This is a genomic window from Aeromicrobium sp. UBA7512 (assembly GCF_002476985.1).
Lineage (GTDB): Bacteria > Actinomycetota > Actinomycetes > Propionibacteriales > Nocardioidaceae > Aeromicrobium > Aeromicrobium phoceense.
This window is the reverse complement of the sequence record NZ_DLNK01000005.1, coordinates 246,410-266,411: the sequence shown is the minus strand read 5'-3', so window position 1 is coordinate 266,411 and position 20,002 is coordinate 246,410. Positions and strand designations below refer to the sequence as shown.

The 20,002-nt window shown below is 70.1% G+C and carries 23 protein-coding genes and 1 tRNA gene; 10 read left to right on the top strand and 14 right to left on the bottom strand.

Features of this window, described 5'->3' with window-relative positions; genetic code table 11:
- Nucleotides 1-1,275 (bottom strand): HNH endonuclease signature motif containing protein, encoded by a 1,275-nt coding sequence (locus B2363_RS07690; RefSeq protein WP_286929496.1) that lies wholly within the window; start codon nt 1,273-1,275, stop codon nt 1-3.
- Nucleotides 1,276-1,432: 157 nt separating this feature from the next.
- Between B2363_RS07690 and B2363_RS07685 the strand changes: the two genes are divergently transcribed.
- Both B2363_RS07685 and B2363_RS07680 read left to right on the top strand, forming a co-directional pair.
- Nucleotides 1,433-2,482, top strand: a complete 1,050-nt coding sequence (locus B2363_RS07685; RefSeq protein WP_181755102.1) for an HpcH/HpaI aldolase/citrate lyase family protein — start codon at nt 1,433-1,435, stop codon at nt 2,480-2,482.
- Nucleotides 2,483-2,492: 10 nt separating this feature from the next.
- Nucleotides 2,493-3,362 (top strand): HpcH/HpaI aldolase/citrate lyase family protein, encoded by an 870-nt coding sequence (locus tag B2363_RS07680; protein ID WP_286929495.1) that lies wholly within the window; start codon nt 2,493-2,495, stop codon nt 3,360-3,362.
- Between the two features lie 106 nt (nt 3,363-3,468).
- Here B2363_RS07680 and B2363_RS07675 read toward each other — a convergent pair whose 3' ends face one another.
- The 4 genes from B2363_RS07675 to B2363_RS07660 all read right to left on the bottom strand — a co-directional run bounded on the left by B2363_RS07675 (nt 3,469) and on the right by B2363_RS07660 (nt 5,768).
- Nucleotides 3,469-3,618, bottom strand: coding sequence for a hypothetical protein (locus B2363_RS07675; protein WP_286929494.1), 150 nt, complete (start codon nt 3,616-3,618; stop codon nt 3,469-3,471).
- A gap of 445 nt (nt 3,619-4,063) precedes the next feature.
- On the bottom strand, nt 4,064-5,182 hold the full coding sequence (locus B2363_RS07670) for an FUSC family protein (protein WP_286929493.1): 1,119 nt from the start codon (nt 5,180-5,182) through the stop codon (nt 4,064-4,066).
- Complete coding sequence (locus B2363_RS07665) at nt 5,179-5,499, bottom strand: GroES family chaperonin (protein ID WP_286929492.1); 321 nt, start codon at nt 5,497-5,499, stop codon at nt 5,179-5,181. Before B2363_RS07665 ends, B2363_RS07670 begins: the two co-directional genes overlap by 4 nt.
- A complete protein-coding gene (locus B2363_RS07660; RefSeq protein WP_181755092.1) occupies nt 5,499-5,768 on the bottom strand; it encodes a DUF3618 domain-containing protein in 270 nt (89 codons plus the stop codon). Before B2363_RS07660 ends, B2363_RS07665 begins: the two co-directional genes overlap by 1 nt.
- A gap of 46 nt (nt 5,769-5,814) precedes the next feature.
- Here B2363_RS07660 and bcp point away from each other — a divergent pair, with 46 nt between their 5' ends.
- Together bcp and B2363_RS07650 are read left to right on the top strand one after the other, a co-directional pair.
- Nucleotides 5,815-6,291, top strand: coding sequence for a thioredoxin-dependent thiol peroxidase (gene bcp / locus B2363_RS07655; RefSeq protein WP_181755090.1), 477 nt, complete (start codon nt 5,815-5,817; stop codon nt 6,289-6,291).
- 36 nt (nt 6,292-6,327) lie between these two features.
- Nucleotides 6,328-6,410 (top strand) — tRNA-Leu (locus tag B2363_RS07650).
- A gap of 6 nt (nt 6,411-6,416) precedes the next feature.
- On the opposite strand, the gene B2363_RS07645 is transcribed toward B2363_RS07650, so the two are convergent.
- Complete coding sequence (locus B2363_RS07645) at nt 6,417-6,854, bottom strand: nitroreductase family deazaflavin-dependent oxidoreductase (RefSeq protein WP_181755076.1); 438 nt, start codon at nt 6,852-6,854, stop codon at nt 6,417-6,419.
- A gap of 87 nt (nt 6,855-6,941) precedes the next feature.
- Here B2363_RS07645 and B2363_RS07640 point away from each other — a divergent pair, with 87 nt between their 5' ends.
- The 3 genes from B2363_RS07640 to B2363_RS07630 all read left to right on the top strand — a co-directional run bounded on the left by B2363_RS07640 (nt 6,942) and on the right by B2363_RS07630 (nt 10,373).
- Entirely contained in the window at nt 6,942-7,370 is a 429-nt protein-coding gene (locus B2363_RS07640; protein WP_286929491.1) for a Fur family transcriptional regulator, read from the top strand.
- A 20-nt stretch (nt 7,371-7,390) separates the two neighbouring features.
- Complete coding sequence (katG, locus tag B2363_RS07635) at nt 7,391-9,598, top strand: catalase/peroxidase HPI (RefSeq protein WP_286929490.1); 2,208 nt, start codon at nt 7,391-7,393, stop codon at nt 9,596-9,598.
- Between the two features lie 205 nt (nt 9,599-9,803).
- Complete coding sequence (locus B2363_RS07630; RefSeq protein WP_181755068.1) at nt 9,804-10,373, top strand: NYN domain-containing protein; 570 nt, start codon at nt 9,804-9,806, stop codon at nt 10,371-10,373.
- Nucleotides 10,374-10,388: 15 nt separating this feature from the next.
- Here B2363_RS07630 and B2363_RS07625 read toward each other — a convergent pair whose 3' ends face one another.
- From B2363_RS07625 to B2363_RS07610, 4 genes are all read right to left on the bottom strand, one after another.
- Nucleotides 10,389-10,787 (bottom strand): hypothetical protein, encoded by a 399-nt coding sequence (locus tag B2363_RS07625; protein WP_286929489.1) that lies wholly within the window; start codon nt 10,785-10,787, stop codon nt 10,389-10,391.
- 127 nt (nt 10,788-10,914) lie between these two features.
- On the bottom strand, nt 10,915-11,586 hold the full coding sequence (locus B2363_RS07620) for a methionine ABC transporter permease (RefSeq protein ID WP_286929488.1): 672 nt from the start codon (nt 11,584-11,586) through the stop codon (nt 10,915-10,917).
- Nucleotides 11,583-12,602 (bottom strand): methionine ABC transporter ATP-binding protein, encoded by a 1,020-nt coding sequence (locus B2363_RS07615; RefSeq protein WP_181755062.1) that lies wholly within the window; start codon nt 12,600-12,602, stop codon nt 11,583-11,585. The genes B2363_RS07620 and B2363_RS07615 overlap by 4 nt, the downstream gene beginning before the upstream one ends.
- A 1-nt stretch (nt 12,603) precedes the next feature.
- Entirely contained in the window at nt 12,604-13,536 is a 933-nt protein-coding gene (locus tag B2363_RS07610; RefSeq protein ID WP_286929487.1) for a MetQ/NlpA family ABC transporter substrate-binding protein, read from the bottom strand.
- Between the two features lie 155 nt (nt 13,537-13,691).
- On the opposite strand from B2363_RS07610, the gene B2363_RS07605 reads away from it, so the two are divergent.
- The 3 genes from B2363_RS07605 to B2363_RS07595 are packed head-to-tail and all read left to right on the top strand — an operon-like array spanning nt 13,692 to nt 15,939.
- The gene (locus B2363_RS07605) at nt 13,692-14,153 is read left to right on the top strand and encodes a tRNA (cytidine(34)-2'-O)-methyltransferase (protein WP_286929486.1); all 462 of its coding nucleotides are present in this window, start codon (nt 13,692-13,694) and stop codon (nt 14,151-14,153) included.
- Nucleotides 14,154-14,173: 20 nt separating this feature from the next.
- Entirely contained in the window at nt 14,174-15,115 is a 942-nt protein-coding gene (dapD, locus tag B2363_RS07600; RefSeq protein ID WP_181755058.1) for a 2,3,4,5-tetrahydropyridine-2,6-dicarboxylate N-succinyltransferase, read from the top strand.
- Entirely contained in the window at nt 15,115-15,939 is an 825-nt protein-coding gene (locus B2363_RS07595; RefSeq protein WP_286929485.1) for a hypothetical protein, read from the top strand. Before dapD ends, B2363_RS07595 begins: the two co-directional genes overlap by 1 nt.
- A 128-nt stretch (nt 15,940-16,067) precedes the next feature.
- Here B2363_RS07595 and B2363_RS07590 read toward each other — a convergent pair whose 3' ends face one another.
- The 4 genes from B2363_RS07590 to B2363_RS07575 all read right to left on the bottom strand — a co-directional run bounded on the left by B2363_RS07590 (nt 16,068) and on the right by B2363_RS07575 (nt 19,986).
- Nucleotides 16,068-16,874 (bottom strand): ABC transporter permease subunit, encoded by an 807-nt coding sequence (locus B2363_RS07590; protein ID WP_286929484.1) that lies wholly within the window; start codon nt 16,872-16,874, stop codon nt 16,068-16,070.
- Entirely contained in the window at nt 16,871-17,797 is a 927-nt protein-coding gene (locus B2363_RS07585; protein WP_286929483.1) for an ATP-binding cassette domain-containing protein, read from the bottom strand. Before B2363_RS07585 ends, B2363_RS07590 begins: the two co-directional genes overlap by 4 nt.
- Nucleotides 17,798-17,947: 150 nt before the next feature.
- Nucleotides 17,948-19,174, bottom strand: a complete 1,227-nt coding sequence (locus B2363_RS07580) for a sugar ABC transporter permease (RefSeq protein WP_286929482.1) — start codon at nt 19,172-19,174, stop codon at nt 17,948-17,950.
- A complete protein-coding gene (locus B2363_RS07575) occupies nt 19,171-19,986 on the bottom strand; it encodes an ATP-binding cassette domain-containing protein (RefSeq protein ID WP_286929481.1) in 816 nt (271 codons plus the stop codon). Before B2363_RS07575 ends, B2363_RS07580 begins: the two co-directional genes overlap by 4 nt.
- Nucleotides 19,987-20,002 lie beyond the last annotated feature (16 nt).

The following is a 20,002-nucleotide window of genomic DNA, read 5'->3' as shown; positions in this document are numbered from 1 at the left end:
TCAGGCGGCGAGGGGTCGATAGCGGTGGTTGCGCTGCCATTGGTTCTTGATGCGGAATTCGGGTGTGCCGTCGTCGGTGCTGAACCTGATCGCGATGTGGGCCTCGTGGACGCGGTGATGGTGGTGTGAGCAGAGCAGGACCCCTGTCTCGAGGTTGGTCTCGCCGTGCTGGCTCCACGGGATCGCGTGGTGGGCTTCGGTCCAGCCCGGTGGTCGGTCGCACTGGGGGAACGCGCAGCCCTGGTCGCGTTGGGCGAGGGCGACGCGTTGGGCTGCGGTGTGGTGGCGCTTCGCCCGTCCTGCGTCGAGGACCTGGCTCGACCCGTTCATCACGACGGGGAGGATCCCGGCTCCGCATGCCAGCTTGCGGAGCTGGCCCGCCGACACCGGGGTGCCGAACTCGGTGACCCCGGCGCGGTCGGTCTCGCCGCGCAGGGTCTTCTCGTCGACGGTGACGACCAGAGTGGCGGCGACGCCGCCGTGGTTGCCATAGCCATCGCGCGGCAGGTGGCGCACGATCTCGGCGAACGCCTCGCCCGCCTTCTCGCGCGGCTCGAGGTTCGACTCCTCAGGTGACGTCTCGGTGAGCGCACGCCGACGAGGACTGGTCTTGGACTCCACCACCGCGCGCAACATGTCCGCAGTGACCGCATCCGTCTTCCCGCCGAACGGCACCAGTCCGGTGGTCTCGTCGGGACATCCGATCCAGAACTCCCGCAGCTGGCGCTGGCCCGACTCGTCGCGAGTGAGGCCAGTGTTCTCGATCCGGTCGGCGCGGTCGGCGTCGACCACCTCGACCGCACGGCGCGCCTTGCGGCGCAGCTGCTCGGCGGTCATCATCTGCGCCGCGGCGACCATGTCGGCCTCCACGGTGTCGCGCTGCTCGATCGTGAGCCCGGTCGGCAACGTGTCGAGCGCGTCGGTCACGATCGCGGCCTTCGCCGTCGACATGCCCGGCTTCGCCATCGCTTCCTTCACCCGCGGCGCGGCCTCGATCCGGTTCGCCAAGCGAATCTCCCTCGCGGCGTCGCGCCGGGTCACACCGGACTCCATGGCGACCAGCGCCGTCAGACTCGGCGCATCGGTGGCGCGGTGGGCGTCCTTCTGGTCGGCAGCGGCCACCAGCGCGAGGTTCAGCGCGTCGGCCTCGCGACGCAGCGCCTGCACCGCGGCGACCTCCGCCGCGAGCTGCTCGGGGCCGAGTGAACCCAGGTCGCGCGAGCGCGCGTCGGCCAGGAACCGCTGCCCCGACCTGAGCCCACTGACGACGTCCACGCATCCCCCGATCCGCCTTCGAACTGATGTACCAAGACTAGTCCATTGGGCCCAACAAAGCAAGCATCGTCACCCTCGGATTCCGGACCCGTCGCGCCGCCGCTCACCCGGCGCGCCATACTGGCCCGGACCCTGACTCCCACGGAAGTGAGTTCCCGTGCGCAATCCCCGTGCCTTCCTGCGTCCGCTCGCCGTCGGCGCCCCGAAGCCCAGCTCCGACGTCCCGTTCCGCCCGAGCCGGATGATCCACTTCTTCGACCCGAGCAACGAGAAGATGGCCGCGAAGGTGCCGGACATCGCGAAGAAGGTCGACATCATCCTCGGCAACCTCGAGGACGCGGTGAAGACCGAGAAGAAGGAAGCGGCGCGCCAGGGCCTCGTCGACATCGCGAAGGCGACCGACTTCGGCGACACGCAGCTGTGGACCCGCGTGAACAGCCTCGACTCCCCGTGGGTCCTCGACGACATCATCACGCTGGTCACCGAGATCGGCGACAAGCTCGACGTCATCATGGTGCCGAAGGTCGAGGGCGCCCAGGACATCCACTACGTCGATCGCCTGCTGGCCCAGCTCGAGGCCCGCGCAGGCCTCGACCGCCAGATCCTCGTGCACGCCATCCTCGAGACCGCCGAGGGCGTCGCCAACGTCGAGGAGATCGCCGCGGCCAGCCCGCGCATGCAGGGCATCAGCCTCGGCCCGGCCGACCTGGCCGCCAGCCGTCGCATGAAGACCACCCGCGTCGGCGGCGGGCACCCCGGCTACATCGTGCGCCAGGACCCCACCGGCGAGGACCTCACCGTGGGCCGCACCACGTACCAGCAGGACCTGTGGCACTACACGATCGCGCGCATGGTCGACGCCTGCGCGATGAACGACATCCTCCCGTTCTACGGCCCGTTCGGTGACATCAAGGACGTCGTCGCGTGCGAGGACCAGTTCCGCAACGCCTTCCTGCTCGGCTGCGTCGGCGCGTGGAGCCTGCACCCCGTGCAGATCGACATCGCCAAGAAGGTCTTCTCCCCCAGCCCCGAGGACGTCGCGCACGCCAAGCGCGTCGTCGAGGCGATGGGCGACGGCTCCGGCGCGGTGATGATCGACGGGAAGATGGAGGACGACGCCTCCTGCAAGCAGTGCCTCGTCATGCTCGACCTGGCCAAGTCCCTGGCCGAGCGCGATGCCGACCTGGCCGCGGCCTACGACCTCTGAGGAGCCTGAGATGACGCAGATCCGCCCCCGCCGTTCCGTCCTCTACATGCCCGGCGCCAACGAGCGCGCGCTCGAGAAGGCCAAGTCGATCGACGCCGACGCGCTGATCCTCGACCTCGAGGACTCGGTGTCCCCCGACGCGAAGGACACCGGCCGCGCCAACGTGTGCGCCGCCGTGACCTCCGGCGAGTACGGCCACCGCGAGCTCGCCATCCGGGTGAACTCGATCGGCACCCAGTGGCACGACGACGACATCGCCGCGGCCGCCCAGGCCGGACCGGACGCGATCCTGGTGCCGAAGGTCGAGTCGGCCGAGCAGGTGCGCGACCTCGTGGCTGCCATCGAGGCCGCAGGCGCGCCGGAGTCCACGCAGCTGTGGGCCATGATCGAGACGCCGAAGGCGCTGCTGCGCGCCGAGGAGATCGCCGCCGCGCACGAGCGCCTCACCGTGATCGTCATGGGCACGAACGACATCGTCAACGAGACGTACGGCCTGCACGTGCCCGGCCGCAACGCCGTCGTCCTGACGTCGCTCGCGTGGACGCTGCTGGCCGTCCGCGCCGCGGGCAAGGTCGTCATCGACGGCGTCTACAACGACGTCAAGGACCCCGAGGGCTTCGCCGCCGAGGCGCGCCAGGGCCGCGAGATGGGCTTCGACGGCAAGACGCTCATCCACCCCTCGCAGGTCGAGCCGGCCAACGAGGCGTTCGCCCCCAGCGCGGCCGACGTGGAGCGTGCCGAGGGCATGATCGCCGCGTTCGACGAGGCCGCCGCCGAGAACAAGGGCGTGGCCACGTACAACGGCAAGATGATCGAGGAGCTGCACATCCGCGACGCGAAGCGGATCCTGGCCTACGCCGAGGCCCTGCAGGGCCGCTGAAAGACGATCGAGTAGCCGCCGAGCTGGCGAGGCGGCGTATCGAGATCACGTGACGTGGTCTCGATACGCCGCTCGCTGCGCTCGCAAGCTACTCGACCGGCGATGCTCACCGGTTGGCGCGAATGCCCCAGACCTGGCTGTAGACAGCAGACGCATGGCGCTCGGCGCGACGGCGCTGCTTCATCCTTTCCAGGACCACGATTCGATCAAGGTCGGCGCGCGGTCGTGGCTGACTCTTGAACTCGAACAACGACATGGAGGTCACCTCCTCTCCCGTGGTCGCCTCCGCGTGGACGGTCCCGGGGTTCGGGACTGTGGTCGGGGCAGTGGTGTTCGCGGGCATGAGGTGGGTGAGAGTCGTGGTCATGACGCGCCTCCTTTCTGATTCGTGGGGATGGGTGGGCAAAAGAAGAGCCGCTCCGGACGAGCGTCCGAAGCGGCTGGTGATACGTGTCGAAAAGGTCGACTAGGTCAGCAACACGACGGAGCGACGCCCGGGGGCGTTCGTGAGCGCGAAGAACTTGGTCATCGGGGCTCACCTCCTGGTGTGTGCTGTGTCACTTCGATCGAAGCGACTCATCGAAGATAGTGGAGTGAGTCGTCCTCTGTCGAGGGTTCTTCGGCGTGTTTCTCGGAATCTTCTTCCGGGCCCGGTAGTCCGAGCCGTCGCCGCAGCTCCTCGAGTAGGTGTCTCGGCTCCATCAGTCCACGTCCAGAAGGTCGTCGAGAGCGGCGCGCGGCACTCCCCCGGCCATCAGCAGATCGGCCGCCAGCGACCGCACCTGGGCGGCGATCGAGGCGGTGTTGACCGTGAGCCGGTCGCCCATCGCGTGCATGGCCAGGTCGGAGGCGTGGACCAGACGTTCGTTCGCCCGCTCCAGGTCCACGGCCGAGGCGAACTCGTCCGCGTAGATCCGCACGGCGGTCACCAAGGTCTCCACGGACTCCGTGAGTCGCTCTGGCGCCTGCTCCCCGTGGCGCAGCATCGAGGCGACGCGGCGAGCCAGCACCCGCGCGTCGCGCAGCGCGTTGTCCAGGTCGTTGACGCTTCCGGCGTAGCGCGCGACATCGGCGCGCTGGTTCCAGCGCAGGGGCGCGAGCCGGGCGATCTCGCTGACGTTCGTGGCCGTGGCCTGCAGGGACTCGATGACGGGTTGGGTCTCCCGGGCCTCGGTGAGTGCCTTCTCCGCGACCGAGACGTCGTGGGTCCGCATGGCGTCGCCGACGTGCGTCAGCACCTCGGCCAGCCCGGCCAGCAGCTTCTGGAGGCTCTCGTCGATGTCGCGGCGGGTGTTGCGCGGCAGGAGCAGCATCATGACGAACCCGCACAGGCCCCCGATGAGCGCGTCGGTGAAGCGGGTGACCGCGGGATTGGCGGTCCCCGCGAGCGGCACGACGGCCGCCAGGAGCACCCCCGAGTTGATCGCCTGGGTCAACGCCATCCCCGTGAGGTTGAACAGCATCGCCACGATCGCGGTCAGCGAGGCGATGAGCGCCATCTGCCAGGCACCGCGGCCGATGGCCAGGATGAGGAGCTCGCCGACCAGCACGCCGAAGGCCACCCCGAGCACGAGCTCGAAGACGACCCGCTGACGACGGCCCGCGCCGGCCATCATCGCGATGACCGCCGCGATCGGCGCGAAGAAGGCCTGCGAGTGACCGAACGCGTAGGTGGCGATGGCGTAGGAGGCGCCGGTGGCGACCGCGAGCCGCAGCAGAAGACGCCAGCTGCGGCGGACCCGCTCGAGGCGGTCGCGGACCGAGACGTCGGAGTGGGGCAGGCGCAACCGGCGGAACGGGAGCCGGTCGCTGGTGGTCACAGGTACAGGCCGGTCTGGCCCTCGTCGATGCGCTCGGACGCGACGGCGTGCAGGTCGCGCTCGCGCAGCAGGATGAAGCTCTCGCCGCGCACCTCGACCTCGGCACGGTCCTCCGGGTCGAACAGCACGCGGTCGCCCACCTCGACCGCGCGGACCTGCGACCCGACGGCCTCGACGCGGGCCCACCCCAACCGGCGGCCCATCGCCGCCGTGGCGGGGATGACGATGCCGCCGGACGAGCGGCGGTCGCCCGACTCCGTGTCGAGCGCGACCAGGAGGCGGTCGTGCAGCATGCGGATCGGGAGCTTGGCGTCCATCACTTCAGGAGTCGACGCAGCACCGCGAAGCCGGCGATCGTGCCGACCGTGCCGACGACGACCGGGACGATGTGCTCGTACCGCGGGCCGGTCTGCTCGTCGACGAAGTACTCCTTGATGCGCTGCACCTGTCGCTTGGCGACGTTGGCGGGCTTGACACGGTCGACGAGCTCGTCGATGTTGCCGCTCAAGCGCGTCAGCAGCACCTCCAGCTCGTCGACGATCACGTCGGGGGACGTCTGGGCGGGTTCCGCATGTCCTCGTGCCACGGGAGTCCTCTCGATCGGTGCGGGATGCCTTGTCAGGATAGTGCCCATGACGACCCGACTGCAGCCCGGCGATCCGGCACCCGACTTCACCCTCCCCACCGACGACGGGAGGACCGTGACCCTCTCCGATCTGCGTGGGCGTCGCGTGATCGTCTACTTCTACCCCGCCGCCATGACGCCGGGGTGCACGAAGCAGGCCTGCGACTTCAGCGACTCCCTCGACCGCCTGCAGGCCGAGGGGTTCGACGTGCTGGGCATCAGCCCCGACCAGCCCGAGAAGCTGGCGAAGTTCCGCGAGCGCGACGGCCTGGGCATCACGCTGCTGTCCGACCCGGACAAGCAGGTGCTCGGTGCGTACGGGGCCTTCGGCGAGAAGAAGCTCTACGGCAAGGTCGTCGAGGGCGTCATCCGCTCGACCTTCGTGATCGACGCCGAGGGCCGCGTCGAGGTGGCGCAGTACAACGTCAAGGCCACGGGGCACGTGGCGAAGCTGCGGCGCGACCTGGGGCTCGACGCCGCCTGAGGCGTCGCCCGCCCCGGCCCTACGCTGGGGCCAGTTGCCGGTGTGGCGGAATGGTAGACGCGCCAGGTTTAGGTCCTGGTGTCCTCACGGGCGTGCAGGTTCAAGTCCTGTCACCGGCACCGAGCTCAGCCCATCGGTTCGAGCACGAACACCGGGATCTTCCGGTCGGTCTTCTTCTGGTACTCGGCGTAGTCGGGCCACACGGCCACGGAGCGCTCCCACCAGGTCTCGTACTCGTCCCCGTCGAGCTCGCGGGCGCGGTAGTCCTTCTTCTCGGCGCCGTCCTGCAGCTCGACGTGCGAGTTCCCCTTGATGTTCCAGTACCAGTTCGGCTGCTCGGGGTGTCCGCCCTTGGAGGCGACGACCGCGTAGTCGCCGTCGTGCTCGACCCGCATCAGCGCGGTCTTGCGGAGCTTGCCCGACTTCGCACCGACACTCGTGAGCACGATGATCGGCACCCCCTTGAGCGTGTTGGCCTCGCGGCCGTCCGTCGCCTCGAAGGTCTCGGCCTGCTTGCGCGCCCACTCGGACGTGCTCGGTTCGTATTCTCCAGTCAGTGGCATGAGGCCAGTCTGCCCGCGTGAGGCCCGCCGCGCGACACCCTGACCAGTTTTCTTGATCCATTCAAGAAAACTCACTAGGGTGGAGCCATGACCCTCTCCCCCGCTCCCGAGCAGTCGCTGCGCGACGCCGGACTGCGGGTCACGCGTCAGCGCACGGCGGTCCTCGAGGCCGTGGCGGCCAACCCGCACGCGGAGACCGCGGCGATCATCGACCACGCACGCGAGTCGATCCCCGAGCTCTCCCACCAGGCCGTCTACGACGCGCTGAAGGCGCTGACCGACGCCGGCCTCGTGCGGTGCATCGAGCCGGCCGGCTCCGTGGCCCGCTACGAGTCCCGCACGGGCGACAACCACCACCACCTCGTGTGCCGGTCCTGCGGCCGGATCGTCGACATCGACTGCACGATCGGTGCGGCCCCGTGCCTCACTCCCGCCGAGGACCACGGCTTCGTGATCGACGAGGCCGAGGTCGTCTTCTGGGGTCTGTGCCCCTCCTGCTCCTCCACAAACGCCTGAAGAACCCCGAAAGGACCAGCATGTCTGACAAGAACCACGACGACGCGATTCTCGCCGAGGTCAACGACCCGGACGAGGCGAAGGGCAAGTGCCCCGTCGTCCACAACCAGCTGCCGGCCCCCACGGTCGGTGACGCCAACCGCAAGTGGTGGCCTGAGCGTCTGAACCTGCAGATCCTGGCCAAGAACGCCCCCGTCCGGAACCCGATGGACGACGACTTCGACTACCGCGCGGAGTTCTCGTCGCTGGACCTGGCCGCCGTGAAGGCCGACATCGCCGCCGTCCTGACCGACTCCAAGGACTGGTGGCCGGCCGACTTCGGGAACTACGGCCCGTTCATGATCCGCATGGCGTGGCACGGCGCGGGCACCTACCGCGTGACCGACGGTCGCGGCGGCGCGGGCGCGGGACAGCAGCGCTTCGCCCCGCTCAACTCGTGGCCGGACAACGTCAACCTCGACAAGGCCCGCCGCCTGCTGTGGCCGGTCAAGCAGAAGTACGGCAAGAAGATCAGCTGGGCCGACCTGATGATCCTCGCGGGCAACGTCTCGCTGGAGACCATGGGCTTCTCCACCTTCGGCTTCGCCGGCGGTCGTGAGGACGTGTGGGAGGCCGACCAGGACGTCTACTGGGGCGCCGAGACCGAGTGGCTGGGCGACGAGCACCGCTACAGCGGCGACCGCGACCTCGCGAGCCCGCTCGCCGCGGTGCAGATGGGCCTGATCTACGTCAACCCCGAGGGCCCCGCCGGTCACCCCGACCCGCTGGCCTCCGCGCGCGACATCCGCGAGACGTTCGGCCGCATGGCGATGAACGACGAGGAGACCGTCGCGCTGATCGCCGGCGGCCACACCTTCGGCAAGACGCACGGTGCGGCCGAGGCCGACCACCTGCAGCCCGAGCCCGAGGGCGCGCCCATCGAGCAGATGGGGCTGGGCTGGAAGAACACCCACGGCACCGGCCACGGCGCCGACACGATCACGTCGGGCCTCGAGGTCACGTGGACCTACCACCCGACGCGCTGGGACAACGAGTTCTTCCACATCCTGTTCGCCTACGAGTGGGAGCTGTTCACGTCCCCCGCCGGTGCGCACCAGTGGCGTCCGGTCAACGGCATGGGCGAGGACATGGTCCCCGAGGCGCACGGCACCGGCCGCCGTGAGCCCCGCATGCTCACGTCGGACATCGCGCTGCGCGAGGATCCCGCCTACCGCGAGATCTCGCTGCGGTTCAAGAACGACCCGGTGGCCTTCGGCGACGCGTTCGCCCGCGCCTGGTTCAAACTGACGCACCGCGACATGGGCCCCAAGGCCCGGTACCTCGGTCCCGAGGTCCCGCAGGAGGACCTGCTGTGGCAGGACCCGCTGCCGGCGTGGGAGGGCGAGGTCATCGGCGACGCCGATGTCACCGCGCTCAAGGCGAAGGTCCTCGAGACCAACCTGACGGTCTCCGAGCTCGTCTCCACCACCTGGGCGGCCGCGTCGTCCTTCCGTGGCAGCGACAAGCGCGGCGGCCTCAACGGCGCTCGCATCCGCCTCGCCCCGCAGAACGGCTGGGCGGTCAACAACCCGGCGCAGCTCGCGAAGGTGCTCTCGGTCCTGCAGGGCGTCGCCGACGACTACGAGAAGAACGTCTCGCTGGCCGACGTCATCGCGATCGCCGGTGCGGCCGCGGTCGAGAAGGCCGCGCGTGACGGTGGCGTGGACATCACGGTGCCAGTCACCGTGGGCCGCGTCGACGCGAGCGCCGACGAGACCGACGTCGAGTCCTTCGGCTACCTCGAGCCGCGTCACGACGGGTTCCGCAACTACCAGGGCAAGGGCGGCATGCCGGCCGAGTACGAGCTCATCGACCGGGCGAACCTGCTGACCTTGACCGCGCCGGAGACCACCGTGCTGGTGGGTGGCCTGCGCGTCCTGGGTGCGAACTACGACGGCTCGGACCTGGGTGTGCTCACCGACCGGGTCGGCACGCTGACGAACGACTTCTTCGTCAACCTGCTCGACATCGACACCGAGTGGACCGCCACCGACTCGACGAGCACGCAGTTCGCCACGAAGGACGGCCGCTGGTCGGGCACCCGCGCCGACCTCGTGTTCGGCTCGAACTCCGAGCTGCGCGCGCTGGCCGAGGTCTACGCCAGCGCCGACGCGAAGGAGAAGTTCGTCAAGGACTTCGTCGCCGCGTGGACCAAGGTCGTCGACCTGGACCGCTACGACCTCGTCTGAGGCACGTCCGCCACGACGCCCCCGGGATATCCCGGGGGCGTCGTGCGTTCCCGGGCCGCCGGCCTGACTCGCCCGTCCCCTGCCCGCCCCCTCGCCACTTTTGGAAACGGATCCACCTTTCCGGAGCCGATCGACGTGCAACCGTTTCCAAAAGTGGCGGCGGGCGCGGGCACGAGGGCGCCGGCGGGCCGCGTAGGGTCGGACCGTGAACCAGAGTGCCCCCGGCAACCAGACCTACCTCCTGGTCGACGGCGAGAACATCGACGCGACCCTCGGCATGTCGATCCTGGGGCGTCGCCCCCAGCCGCAGGAGCGCCCCCGCTGGGACCGCCTCCTGCGCTTCGCCGAGGACCTCTGGGAGCAGCCCGTGCAGGGCCTGTTCTTCCTCGCCGTCGACACCGAGCTGCCGATGCCGTTCGTGCAGGCGCTGACGTCGATCGGCTACCGGCCGGTGCCGCTGTCGGGCGCGTCCGACCAGAAGGTCGTCGACCTGGCCATCCAGCGGACCCTGGAGGAGATCGCCCGCCGCGAGGCCGACGTGATGCTCGCCAGCAACGACGGCGACTTCGTCCCCCAGGTCGAGGCCCTCGTCAGCGGGTCGCGGCGCGTGGCGGTGCTCGGTTTCGAGGAGTTCCGCAACTCCCGCTTCGCCGCGCTCGTCCCCCGGGGCCTGGAGTGCTTCGACCTCGAGCACGACGTCGACGCCTTCACGGTGCCGCTGCCGCGCATCAGGATCATCCCGATCGACGAGTTCGACCCGCGCGACTTCCTCTGACCGCGCGGCCGCTGTTCAGGCGGCCGAGGCCTCGTCCCGGCGGGGTCCCCGGCGGAGCTCCTCCCAGCCCGGCCGGCTGAGCGGATCGACCTCCACCGGCCACCACGCGTACGAACGGCCGTCGCCGGCCGGGGCCTCGAAGTCGTCGCCGGTGACGAGCTGTTCCGCGCGGCCCTGCCCGTCGGTGGCGACGACCCACCGCGCCCGGCCCGGGAGCGTCAGCACGGCGTCGTGCAGGTCGAGCCGCACCCACGGCACGGTCCGGCCGGTGGCGGCATCGGCCAGCTCCACGCGGCGGCTCGCGCCGAGCGGCTGCGACACGGCACACACCACCAGGGCGGTCCCCTCGTCGTCCAGGGCGATCAGGTCGCCGGCGCGCAGCTGCGACACCGGGCGACGGATCGGCTCGGTCATGACGGTCACCTCCGGACGGGTACTCGTGAATGGGACTTCAGTCATTCATGTGCAACCAAACGGGGCGGACCGTCTCAGGATGTGGTCGATCGGGTGATAGCCAACCCCACTCACCGGCACGCCGTGGTCAGCGGCGCAGGACCTTGCGCGCCAGCGTGTTGCCGAGGAACTGCCCCACCTGGACGAAGGCCACGATGATCAGGACGACGGTCCAGGTCACCACGGTGTCGAACTGGCGGTAGCCGTACTGCTGGGCGAAGGCACCGAGGCCGCCGGCGCCGATCGCGCCCGCGATGGCGCTCATGTCGACGATGGCGACGAAGGCGAACGTGTAGCCCAGGATCAGCGGCCCGAGCGCCTCGGGCACGACGACGGTCGTGAGGATCCGCAGCCTGCTCGCGCCCATCGACCGCGCCGCCTCGATCACGCCGGGCTCCACCGTGACGAGGTTCTGCTCCACGATGCGCGCGATGCCGAACATCGCCGCGAGCGTCATCGCGAAGATGATCGCCTTGTTGCCGATGCCGATCCCCACCACGATGCGCGCCAGCGGCTGGACCGCGGCGATGAAGATGACGAACGGGATGGGGCGGAAGAAGTTCACCACGACGTTCAGCACCGTGAACGCGACGCGGTTCGCGAACAGCCCGCCCGAGCGGGTGGCGTAGAGCGCGAGTCCCACGCCGAGGCCGAGGACGCCACCGATCGCGACCGTGATCGCGACCATGTAGACGGTCTCCCACGTGGCCTCGGCGATGAGCGGCCAGAGGTCGGGGAGGTTGGTGTCGGTGGCGATCATGCGAGCACCTCCACGCCCTCGAGGCGGCCCACCTGGGCGACCGCGGCATCGACGTCATCCCCGTGCACCGACAGCGTCACGTGCCCGAAGACGGCCGAGCCGACGCGGTTCACGCCGCCCTGGACGACCTCGACCGAGACGCCGCGCGCGGCGAGCGCCGCGAAGACCTCCGCCTGGCTGGTGTGGCCCTCGACGTCCACCACGAGCAGCCGGCCGCCGAAGCGCTCGCGGAGCGCCTCCAGCTCGGCGCCCTGCGGCACCTCGTCGACGAGCGTCGCGACGAAGCGGCGCGTCACCTGCTCGCGCGGGCGGGCGAACACCTCGGCGACGTCGCCGGACTCGACGACGCGACCGTGCTCCATGACGCTCACCCGGTGGGCCAGCGTGCGGACCACGTCCATCTCGTGGGTGATGACGATGATCGTGATGCCCAGGTCCTCGTTCACCTTGCGCAGCAGCGACAGCACCTCGCGCGTGGTGTCGGGATCGAGGGCACTCGTCGACTCGTCGGCCAGCAGGATCGACGGGTTCGTGGCCAGCGCCCGGGCGATGCCGACGCGCTGCTTCTGCCCGCCCGAGAGCTGCTCGGGGTAGGCGTGCGCCTTGTCGGCGAGACCGACGAAGTGCAGCAGCTCGGAGATCCGGCGCTGGCGCTCCGCCTGGTCGACCCCCGCCAGCTTCAGCGGGAACTCCAGGTTCCCCCACACGGTGCGCGACCGCATGAGGTTGAACTGCTGGAAGATCATCCCGATGCCCTGCCGGACCCGGCGGATGTCGCGCTCGCCCAGCTGGTCGAGCCGCGTCCCGTCCACCGTGACGCTGCCGGACGTCGGCTGCTCCAGCGCGTTGACGAGTCGCACCAGGGTGGACTTGCCCGCGCCGGAGTAGCCCACGATCGCGTGGATCTCCCCGGCCTCGACGTCGAGGTCGACGCCCCGGATCGCCTCGATCGGAGCGCCGCCCTTCTTCGTCGGCGCGAACGTCTTGTGGACGTCGCGCAGCTCGACCAGTGCCATGTCAGCCCTGCGCGCGGGTGTCCGCCTCGACGTCGGCCAGCGACGCCTGGAGGTCGGCGGCCGGCGTCTTCAGCAGCTGCGCGGTACCGCCCGAGACCTCCTGGACCCCGTCGAGGACGGGCTGGCTGTTCTGGTAGACCTCGATCAGCTTCTTGTACGTCGCGTTGTCCTTGTCCTCGGCGCGGACGGCGAAGATGTTGACGTACGGCAGCGCGTTCGGGTCGGCCGGGTCGTCCTGCGCGATGGCGTCGGAGAACTTCAGGCCGGCCTTCTCGACGAAGTCGTTGTTGACGATCGCGGCGGTCACGTCGGGCAGCGAGGTGGGCGTGAGGTCGGCCTTGATGGCCTTGACCTTCACCTTGGAGGCGTCAGTGTCGACGTCGGCGAGGGTCGAGAAGATCGAGCCCCCGTCCTTGAGCTCGATGAGCCCGGCCGACTGCAGGATCAGCAGGCCGCGGGCCTGGTTGCTGTCGTCGTCGGGCACGACGACGGTGTCGCCGGCCTTGATCTCCTCGACCGAGTCGACCTTCTGCGAGTACAGCCCCAGCGGGTAGATCGCCGTGGCGCCGAGCGGGACGAGGTCCTGGTCGTTGGCGACGTTGTAGTCCGCGAGGTACACGATGTGCTGGAACTGGTTGATGTCGATCTCGCCCTCGGTCAGCGCCGGGTTGGGCTGGGCGTAGTCGGCGAAGTCGACGACCTCGAGGTCGATGCCCTCCTTCTCGGCCTCCTCGGTGAGCGTCTTCCAGTACGGGTCGCTCGCGCCCACCACGCCGAGCTTGACCTTCTCGAGGTCGCTGCCGGCGCTGTCGCCGCCCCGGGTCAGGGCGAAGGCGATCAGGGCGCCGATGACGGCGATCACGACGACCGCCAGCGCGATCGCGGGTCCGCGGCGCTTGGGGGCCTCGATGAGGGGGGAGTTCTGGTCGGACACGGTGGTGGTTCCTTTCGGTGGTGCGACGGCCCCGGTCCTTGTGGGGGGAGCCACGACGACCGTAGGCAGGTCCCAGACGCCCCTTCGACCACGTCTCACCCATCAAGAACGGACGTCCGCGCCGTCGTGGAAGTGCTAGCGCCTACTGTGGGTCCGTGTTCCGGATCCTGTTCTTCGAGCCGCGGATCGCGGGCAACACCGGCAACGCGATCCGGCTGGCCGCCGCCACCGGGAGCCACCTGCACCTGGTCGATCCGCTGTTCGACTTCGAGGACAGCAAGCTGCGCCGCGCCGGCCTGGACTACCACGACCTCGCCGTCGTCACGGTGCACGAGACGCTCGACCAGGCCTACGAGGCCCTGCTCCCGGCGCGGGTGTTCGCGTTCACGACGGCCGCCACCACGGGGTACGCCGACGTCGCCTACGAGCCCGGAGACGTGCTGCTGTTCGGGCCCGAGCCGACCGGCCTGCCCGAGGACGTCCTCGCCGACGACCGCGTGACCGACCGGCTCCGGCTGCCGATGCTGCCGTCGCGCCGGTCGATGAACCTGGCCAACTGCGCCTCCATCGCGGTCTACGAGGCCTGGCGGCAGCACGGGTTCGCCGGCGGGGTGTGACCGCTCGATAGCCTTGGGGCATGAGCGACTCCCCCCGATCCGCCCACGCCTGGGGCCTGGCCACCGTCACGCCCGAAGGCACCGTCCTCGACGTCTGGTACCCGCAGCCCCTGCTGGGTTCCGCGCCGGAGACCACGACCGAGCCGTCCGCCCTCGTGGCCGCCGCTCGTGAGGACGCGATCCGCGGGGTCGAGACCCGCGTGGTGCACACCGAGATCGCCGACCTGGACGCTGCTCCCACCGACGCCTACGACGTCTACCTGCGCCTGCACCTGCTGTCGCACCGTCTCGTGCAGCCGCACGGGCAGAACCTCGACGGAGTCTTCGGACTGCTCACCAACGTCGTGTGGACCACCATCGGCCCGTGCCCGGTGGAGGACTTCGAGGACGTGCGCGCCCGCGCCCGTGCCGCCGGGCTCACCGTCGCGGTCACCAGCGTGGACAAGTTCCCGCGCATGACCGACTACGTCGTCCCCGCCGGCGTCCGCATCGGTGACGCCGACCGCGTGCGCCTCGGCGCACACCTGGCCGAGGGCACCACTGTCATGCACGAGGGCTTCGTGAACTTCAACGCCGGCACGCTCGGGCACGCGATGGTCGAGGGCCGCATCTCGGCCGGCGTCGTCGTGGGGAACGGCTCCGACGTCGGCGGCGGCGCCTCGATCATGGGCACGCTCTCCGGCGGCGGCAAGGAGGTCGTCAGCGTCGGCGAGGGGTGCCTGATCGGCGCCAACGCGGGCATCGGCATCTCCCTGGGCAACGACTGCGTCGTGGCCGCGGGCACCTACGTCACGGCCGGCTCCAAGGTCACCCTGCCCGACGGCTCCGTGGTGAAGGCCGCCGAGCTGTCCGGCTCCGACGGCATCCTCTTCCTGACCAACAGCCAGACCGGCGCCATCGAGGCGCGTCCCCGCGGGGGCCGCACCGGCGTCGAGCTGAACGCCGACCTGCACGCCAACTGATGCGTTGGATCGTCGCCACCGTCGTCGCGACGGTGGCGCTCGTGCTCGTCGTCTTCAAGGTCTTCGAGAGCGGCACCGACGCGAGCGGCTTCTGCGTCGCCACGGTCGGCGACCGCACGGTCGAGGTCGACCTCGAGCAGGCGAAGTGGGCGTCCCTCATGGCCGCCAAGGCCCAGCAGCGGGGGCTGCCTCCGCGGGCCACCACGATCGCCATCGCGACGGCCTACCAGGAGTCGAAGATCCGCAACATCGACTACGGCGACCGCGACTCGGTGGGATTGTTCCAGCAGCGACCCTCGCAGGGCTGGGGCACCGTCGAGCAGATCCTCGACCCGCAGTACTCGATCACGAAGTTCTACGACGCGCTGGAGAAGCTCGACGACTACGAGTCGATGGAGATCACCGATGCGGCGCAGGCCGTGCAGCGCTCGGGCTTCCCCGACGCCTACGCCGACCACGAGGCCGACGCGCGCGTGCTGGCCTCGTCGCTGCGTGGCTTCTCCCCCGCCGCGTTCGCCTGCGCGACCGACCTGAAGGCCGAGTCGAGCACGTCCGCGGACCTCGAGGACTACCTGGACGCGGCGTTCGGCCGCGTGCGCGTGGACACCGACCCGTCGTCGGGCCAGAGCGCGATCGCGCTCACGGGTGAGGACGTGGACGCGCGCGGCTGGGCGCTCGCGCAGTTCCTCGTCGCGAACTCGACCGAGTTCCGCATCAGCGAGGTCACGTTCGACGACATGCGCTGGGAGGCGGGCCAGAGCGAGCCCGGCTGGGAGCCCACCGAGGACGCCAGCCGCACCGAGGTGCGCTTCGTCCGTCGCTGACGCCGGCCTCTCCCGCTCCCCCCTGCCCACTTTTGGAACAGGATCCACGTTCCTGGGCTGGCAGACGGTGGATCCCGTTCCACAAGTGGAGCGGGGGGCCGGGCGACCCGGGGAGCTCGGGCGGCCGCTCAGCCGACGTCGCGACGCAGGGTGACGAGGCGCCCGATGAGGACGAACACCGCGACGTAGACCAGCAGCACGCCGGCGCCGGCGCCTCGCGACAGCAGGTCGGCCGAGGCGTCGCTCGCGAAGAAGCTCGAGCCCATGACGGCGTCGGCCGCCGCGCCGGGCAGGTATTTCGCCACTTCCGACGTGGCATCCCAGGCACCGAGCGCCACGCGCGCGATGGGCTCGATGAACTGCGTGAACGCCAGGATCACGATGATCGCGGCGACCTGGTTGGTCAGCACGCTGCCGACCGCGGTGCCGAGGACGGCCCAGATCGTCATGACGACGACGGACATGCCCAGCAGCACCAGCACGTCGCTCGACCCGAGGTACGCCCCGTCACCGCGCCACGCGAGGATCGGTGCGGCGCCGAGCACCGTCGACAGTGTCCCGATGACGCCGTACACGACGCCGACGACGAGGCCGGCGACCAGCTTGGCCGCCATCAGCACCGAGCGGTTCGGCTGCGCCAGCAGGGACGCGGTGATCGTCTTGTGCCGGAACTCGCCCGTGAACAGCAGGCTGCCGATGATGAGCGGGAAGACGTAGCCGATGGGGCTGGTCAGGGAGTAGATCTGCTTCGCCAGCTCCTCCCCCTCCGCCAGGGGCCCGGCGCCGGTCATGCCGGTATCGCCCGTGTCGACCGTGAACGAGAACGCCATCACGGCGCCGATGAACACGAGGTACGCCACCAGCACGAGAGCCAGCAGCCACCACAGACGGGTCGTGAACAGCTTGCGCACTTCAGCGCGGATCGCCGTGCTCATGCGGCCACACCCCCTCGCGACGCCGGGGCGTCGGGACTGGAGGTCAGGCGCAGGAAGACGTCCTCGAGGCCGACGCCCACGTCGGCCAGCTGGTGCACCTCGATGCCCGCGCCGAACGCGGCGGCGCCGACCTCGGCCGCGGGAACGTCGATGATGTCGACGCCGCCGGCGACCGGCTCGCTGCGCCAGCTCCGCTCGGCGGCGAGAGCCTCGATGCGGTCGGGCGCGGGTCCGGCGAGGCGCACGCGGGACTCCACCAGGGCGTGCAGACCCTGCAGCCGCGAGGAGTGCACGAGGCGTCCGCCGGCGATGATGACGACGTCGTCGACGGTGTGCTGCACCTCGCTGAGCACGTGGCTCGACACCAGCACGGTGCGGCCCTCCGCGGCGAAGGCGCGCAGCAGGTGACGCAGCCAGACGATGCCCTGCGGGTCGAGGCCGTTGGCCGGCTCGTCGAGGAGGATCACCTCGGGATCGCCGAGCAGCGCGTAGGCCAGGCCGAGGCGCTGCCGCATGCCCATCGAGTAGCCGCCGACCCGGCGCTTGGCCGCGTCGGTCATGCCGACCAGCTCGAGGAGCTCGTGACAGCGCGCGTCGCTGGCACCCACCTGGGGCGCGTAGACGCGCAGGTGGTCCAGGCCCGTGCGGCCGGGGTGGAAGCTCGAGGCCTCCAGCGCGGCGCCGACGATGGATCCGGGCTGGTGGATCTCCTCGTAGCGCTTCCCGCCGATGAGGGCGTGGCCGCCGGTGGGCTTCACGAGGCCCAGGAGCATGCGCAGGGTGGTGGTCTTGCCGGCGCCGTTCGGGCCGAGGAATCCGGTCACCGCACCGGGACGGACGGTGAAGCTCAGGTCATCGACGGCCTTGACGGAACCGAACTGCTTGGTCAGGTGATCGACGACGATGTCGGTCTCGGTTCGCATGTCTCGACCCTAACGTCAGGTTCAGGTTGGTCCGCGAGCGGTGCAAGCCCACCTCCCGAGTGGCGCAGAAAAGCCCGCCACTCGCTGAGTGGCGGGCTCTTCTGCGCCGCTCGCCGTGCCGGGGGGACGACGCAGGGCGGCGGCGACGGCTCAGCCGCTGCCGCTGCTCTTGCGCGCCTGGCGAGACAGCGAGTCGATGGTGACGGCCAGCAGCAGCACGGCGCCGGTGACCATGTAGCGCACGTAGGCGTCGACGCCGACGAGGTTCAGGCCGCTCGTGATCGACTGCAGCACGAGCATCCCGAACAGCGCCGAGTAGACCGAGCCGCGGCCGCCGAAGAGGCTGGTGCCGCCGATCACCGCGGCGGCGATCGCCATCAGGTTGGTGTCGGTGCCGCCGCTGGTCTGGCTCACGGCCTGCAGACGTCCGGCCGCCAGCACGCCACCGAACGCGGCGAACATCGAGCACAGCGCGAAGACCGAGATGTACACGCGGTCGACGCCGATGCCGGCGCGACGCGAGGCCTCCTCGTTGCCACCGACGGAGAACACGTGCCGGCCCCACGTGGTGCGGCGCAGCAGGAAGTCCATCCCGATGATGACGCCGACCCACAGCAGCGGCATCGCGCCGATGCCGCGGTCGATGTTGAGGTACCAGGCGACGCCGGCGACGGCCGCCGTGATCAGGACGGCCTTCACGACCACCGACTGCAGGCCCGGGGTCGAGAGGTTCGCCGCGGTACGGCGGCGGATCGTCCGCACCCGCGCGAGCAGGTACGCCAGGCCCACGACGCCCGCCAGGACGTACGAGAGCCACGGCGGAAGGAACGTGAAGTTGGCGAATTCGATCAGCGCCGAGTCGCCGGGCAGGTTCACCGTGCCGTTCGAGCCGAGCACCTGGAGCTGGGCTCCCAGGAAGGCCAGCAGGCCCGCCAGCGTGATGACGAAGCTCGGCACGCCGAAGCGGGTGTAGAGCACTCCGTAGAAGACACCGATCAGCAGGCCCGCACACAGCGCGGCCAGGATCGACCCGAGCAGCGGCCAGCCCTGGTAGACCAGCAGCACCGCGAGGATCGATCCCGAGAGACCCGACACCGATCCGACCGACAGGTCGATCTCGCCGAGCAGCAGCACCAGCACGATGCCGACGGAGATCATGCCGATCGTGGCGGAGTCCAGGCTCAGCTCGACGAGGTTGCGCGACGACAGGAACCGCGGGTTCATCGCGTAGAAGACGATCCAGATGACGACCAGCCCGACGATCACGGGGATCATCCCGAGGTCGCCCGATCGCAGGCGCCGGCTCACGTTGCCGAGCAGGGCCTTCGGTGACGTGTCCTGGACGAGGCGCTCGTCGGCGCGGTCCGCGAAACTCATTTTTGCTCCTCGGGCAGGTCGACCTGCGGGATCGGGGACACGTCGGCTCCCTCGGCGCGGGCGCGGCGGGCGGCCACGACGTTGTCCGAGGCGCCGGTGATCGCCGCGACCAGCTGGTCGGTGGTGACCTCGTCGATGGTGAACTCGGCCGCGTTGCGGCCCAGTCGCAGGACGTAGATCCGGTCGGCCACGGCCTGCACGTCGGCCATGTTGTGCGAGATCACGACGACGCCCAGTCCGGACTCGCGCAGCCGCTCGATGAGGTTGAGCACCTCGGCGGTCTGGGCGACGCCGAGGGCGGCGGTCGGCTCGTCGAGCATGACGATCTTCGGCTCGCCCACGAGGCTGCGGGCGATGGCCACGGTCTGGCGCTGACCGCCGGACAGGGCGGCGATGGGGATGCGCACCGACGGGATCTTGGCGGAGAGCTGACGCAGCAGCTCCCAGCTGCGCGACTCCATCGTCTCCTCGTCGAGGACACCGGCCGAGGTCGCCTCCTGGCCGAGGAACAGGTTGGCCACCACGTCGAGGTTGTCGGCCAGGGCCAGGTCCTGGAACACCGTGGCGATGCCGAGGGCCTGGGCCGACTTCGGACCGTGGATCTGGACCTCACGGCCCTCCACCTCGATCGCGCCGGAGTCGGCGGAGTAGACGCCGGAGATGATCTTGACGAGCGTGGACTTGCCGGCGCCGTTGTCTCCGACGAGCGCCACCACCTCGCCGGGTCGCACGTCTAAGTCGACATCGGTGAGAGCCTGGACGGCACCGAACCGCTTGCCGACGCCGCGCAGGGAAAGCACGGGTGTGGTCATGGGAATTCCTGGGGTC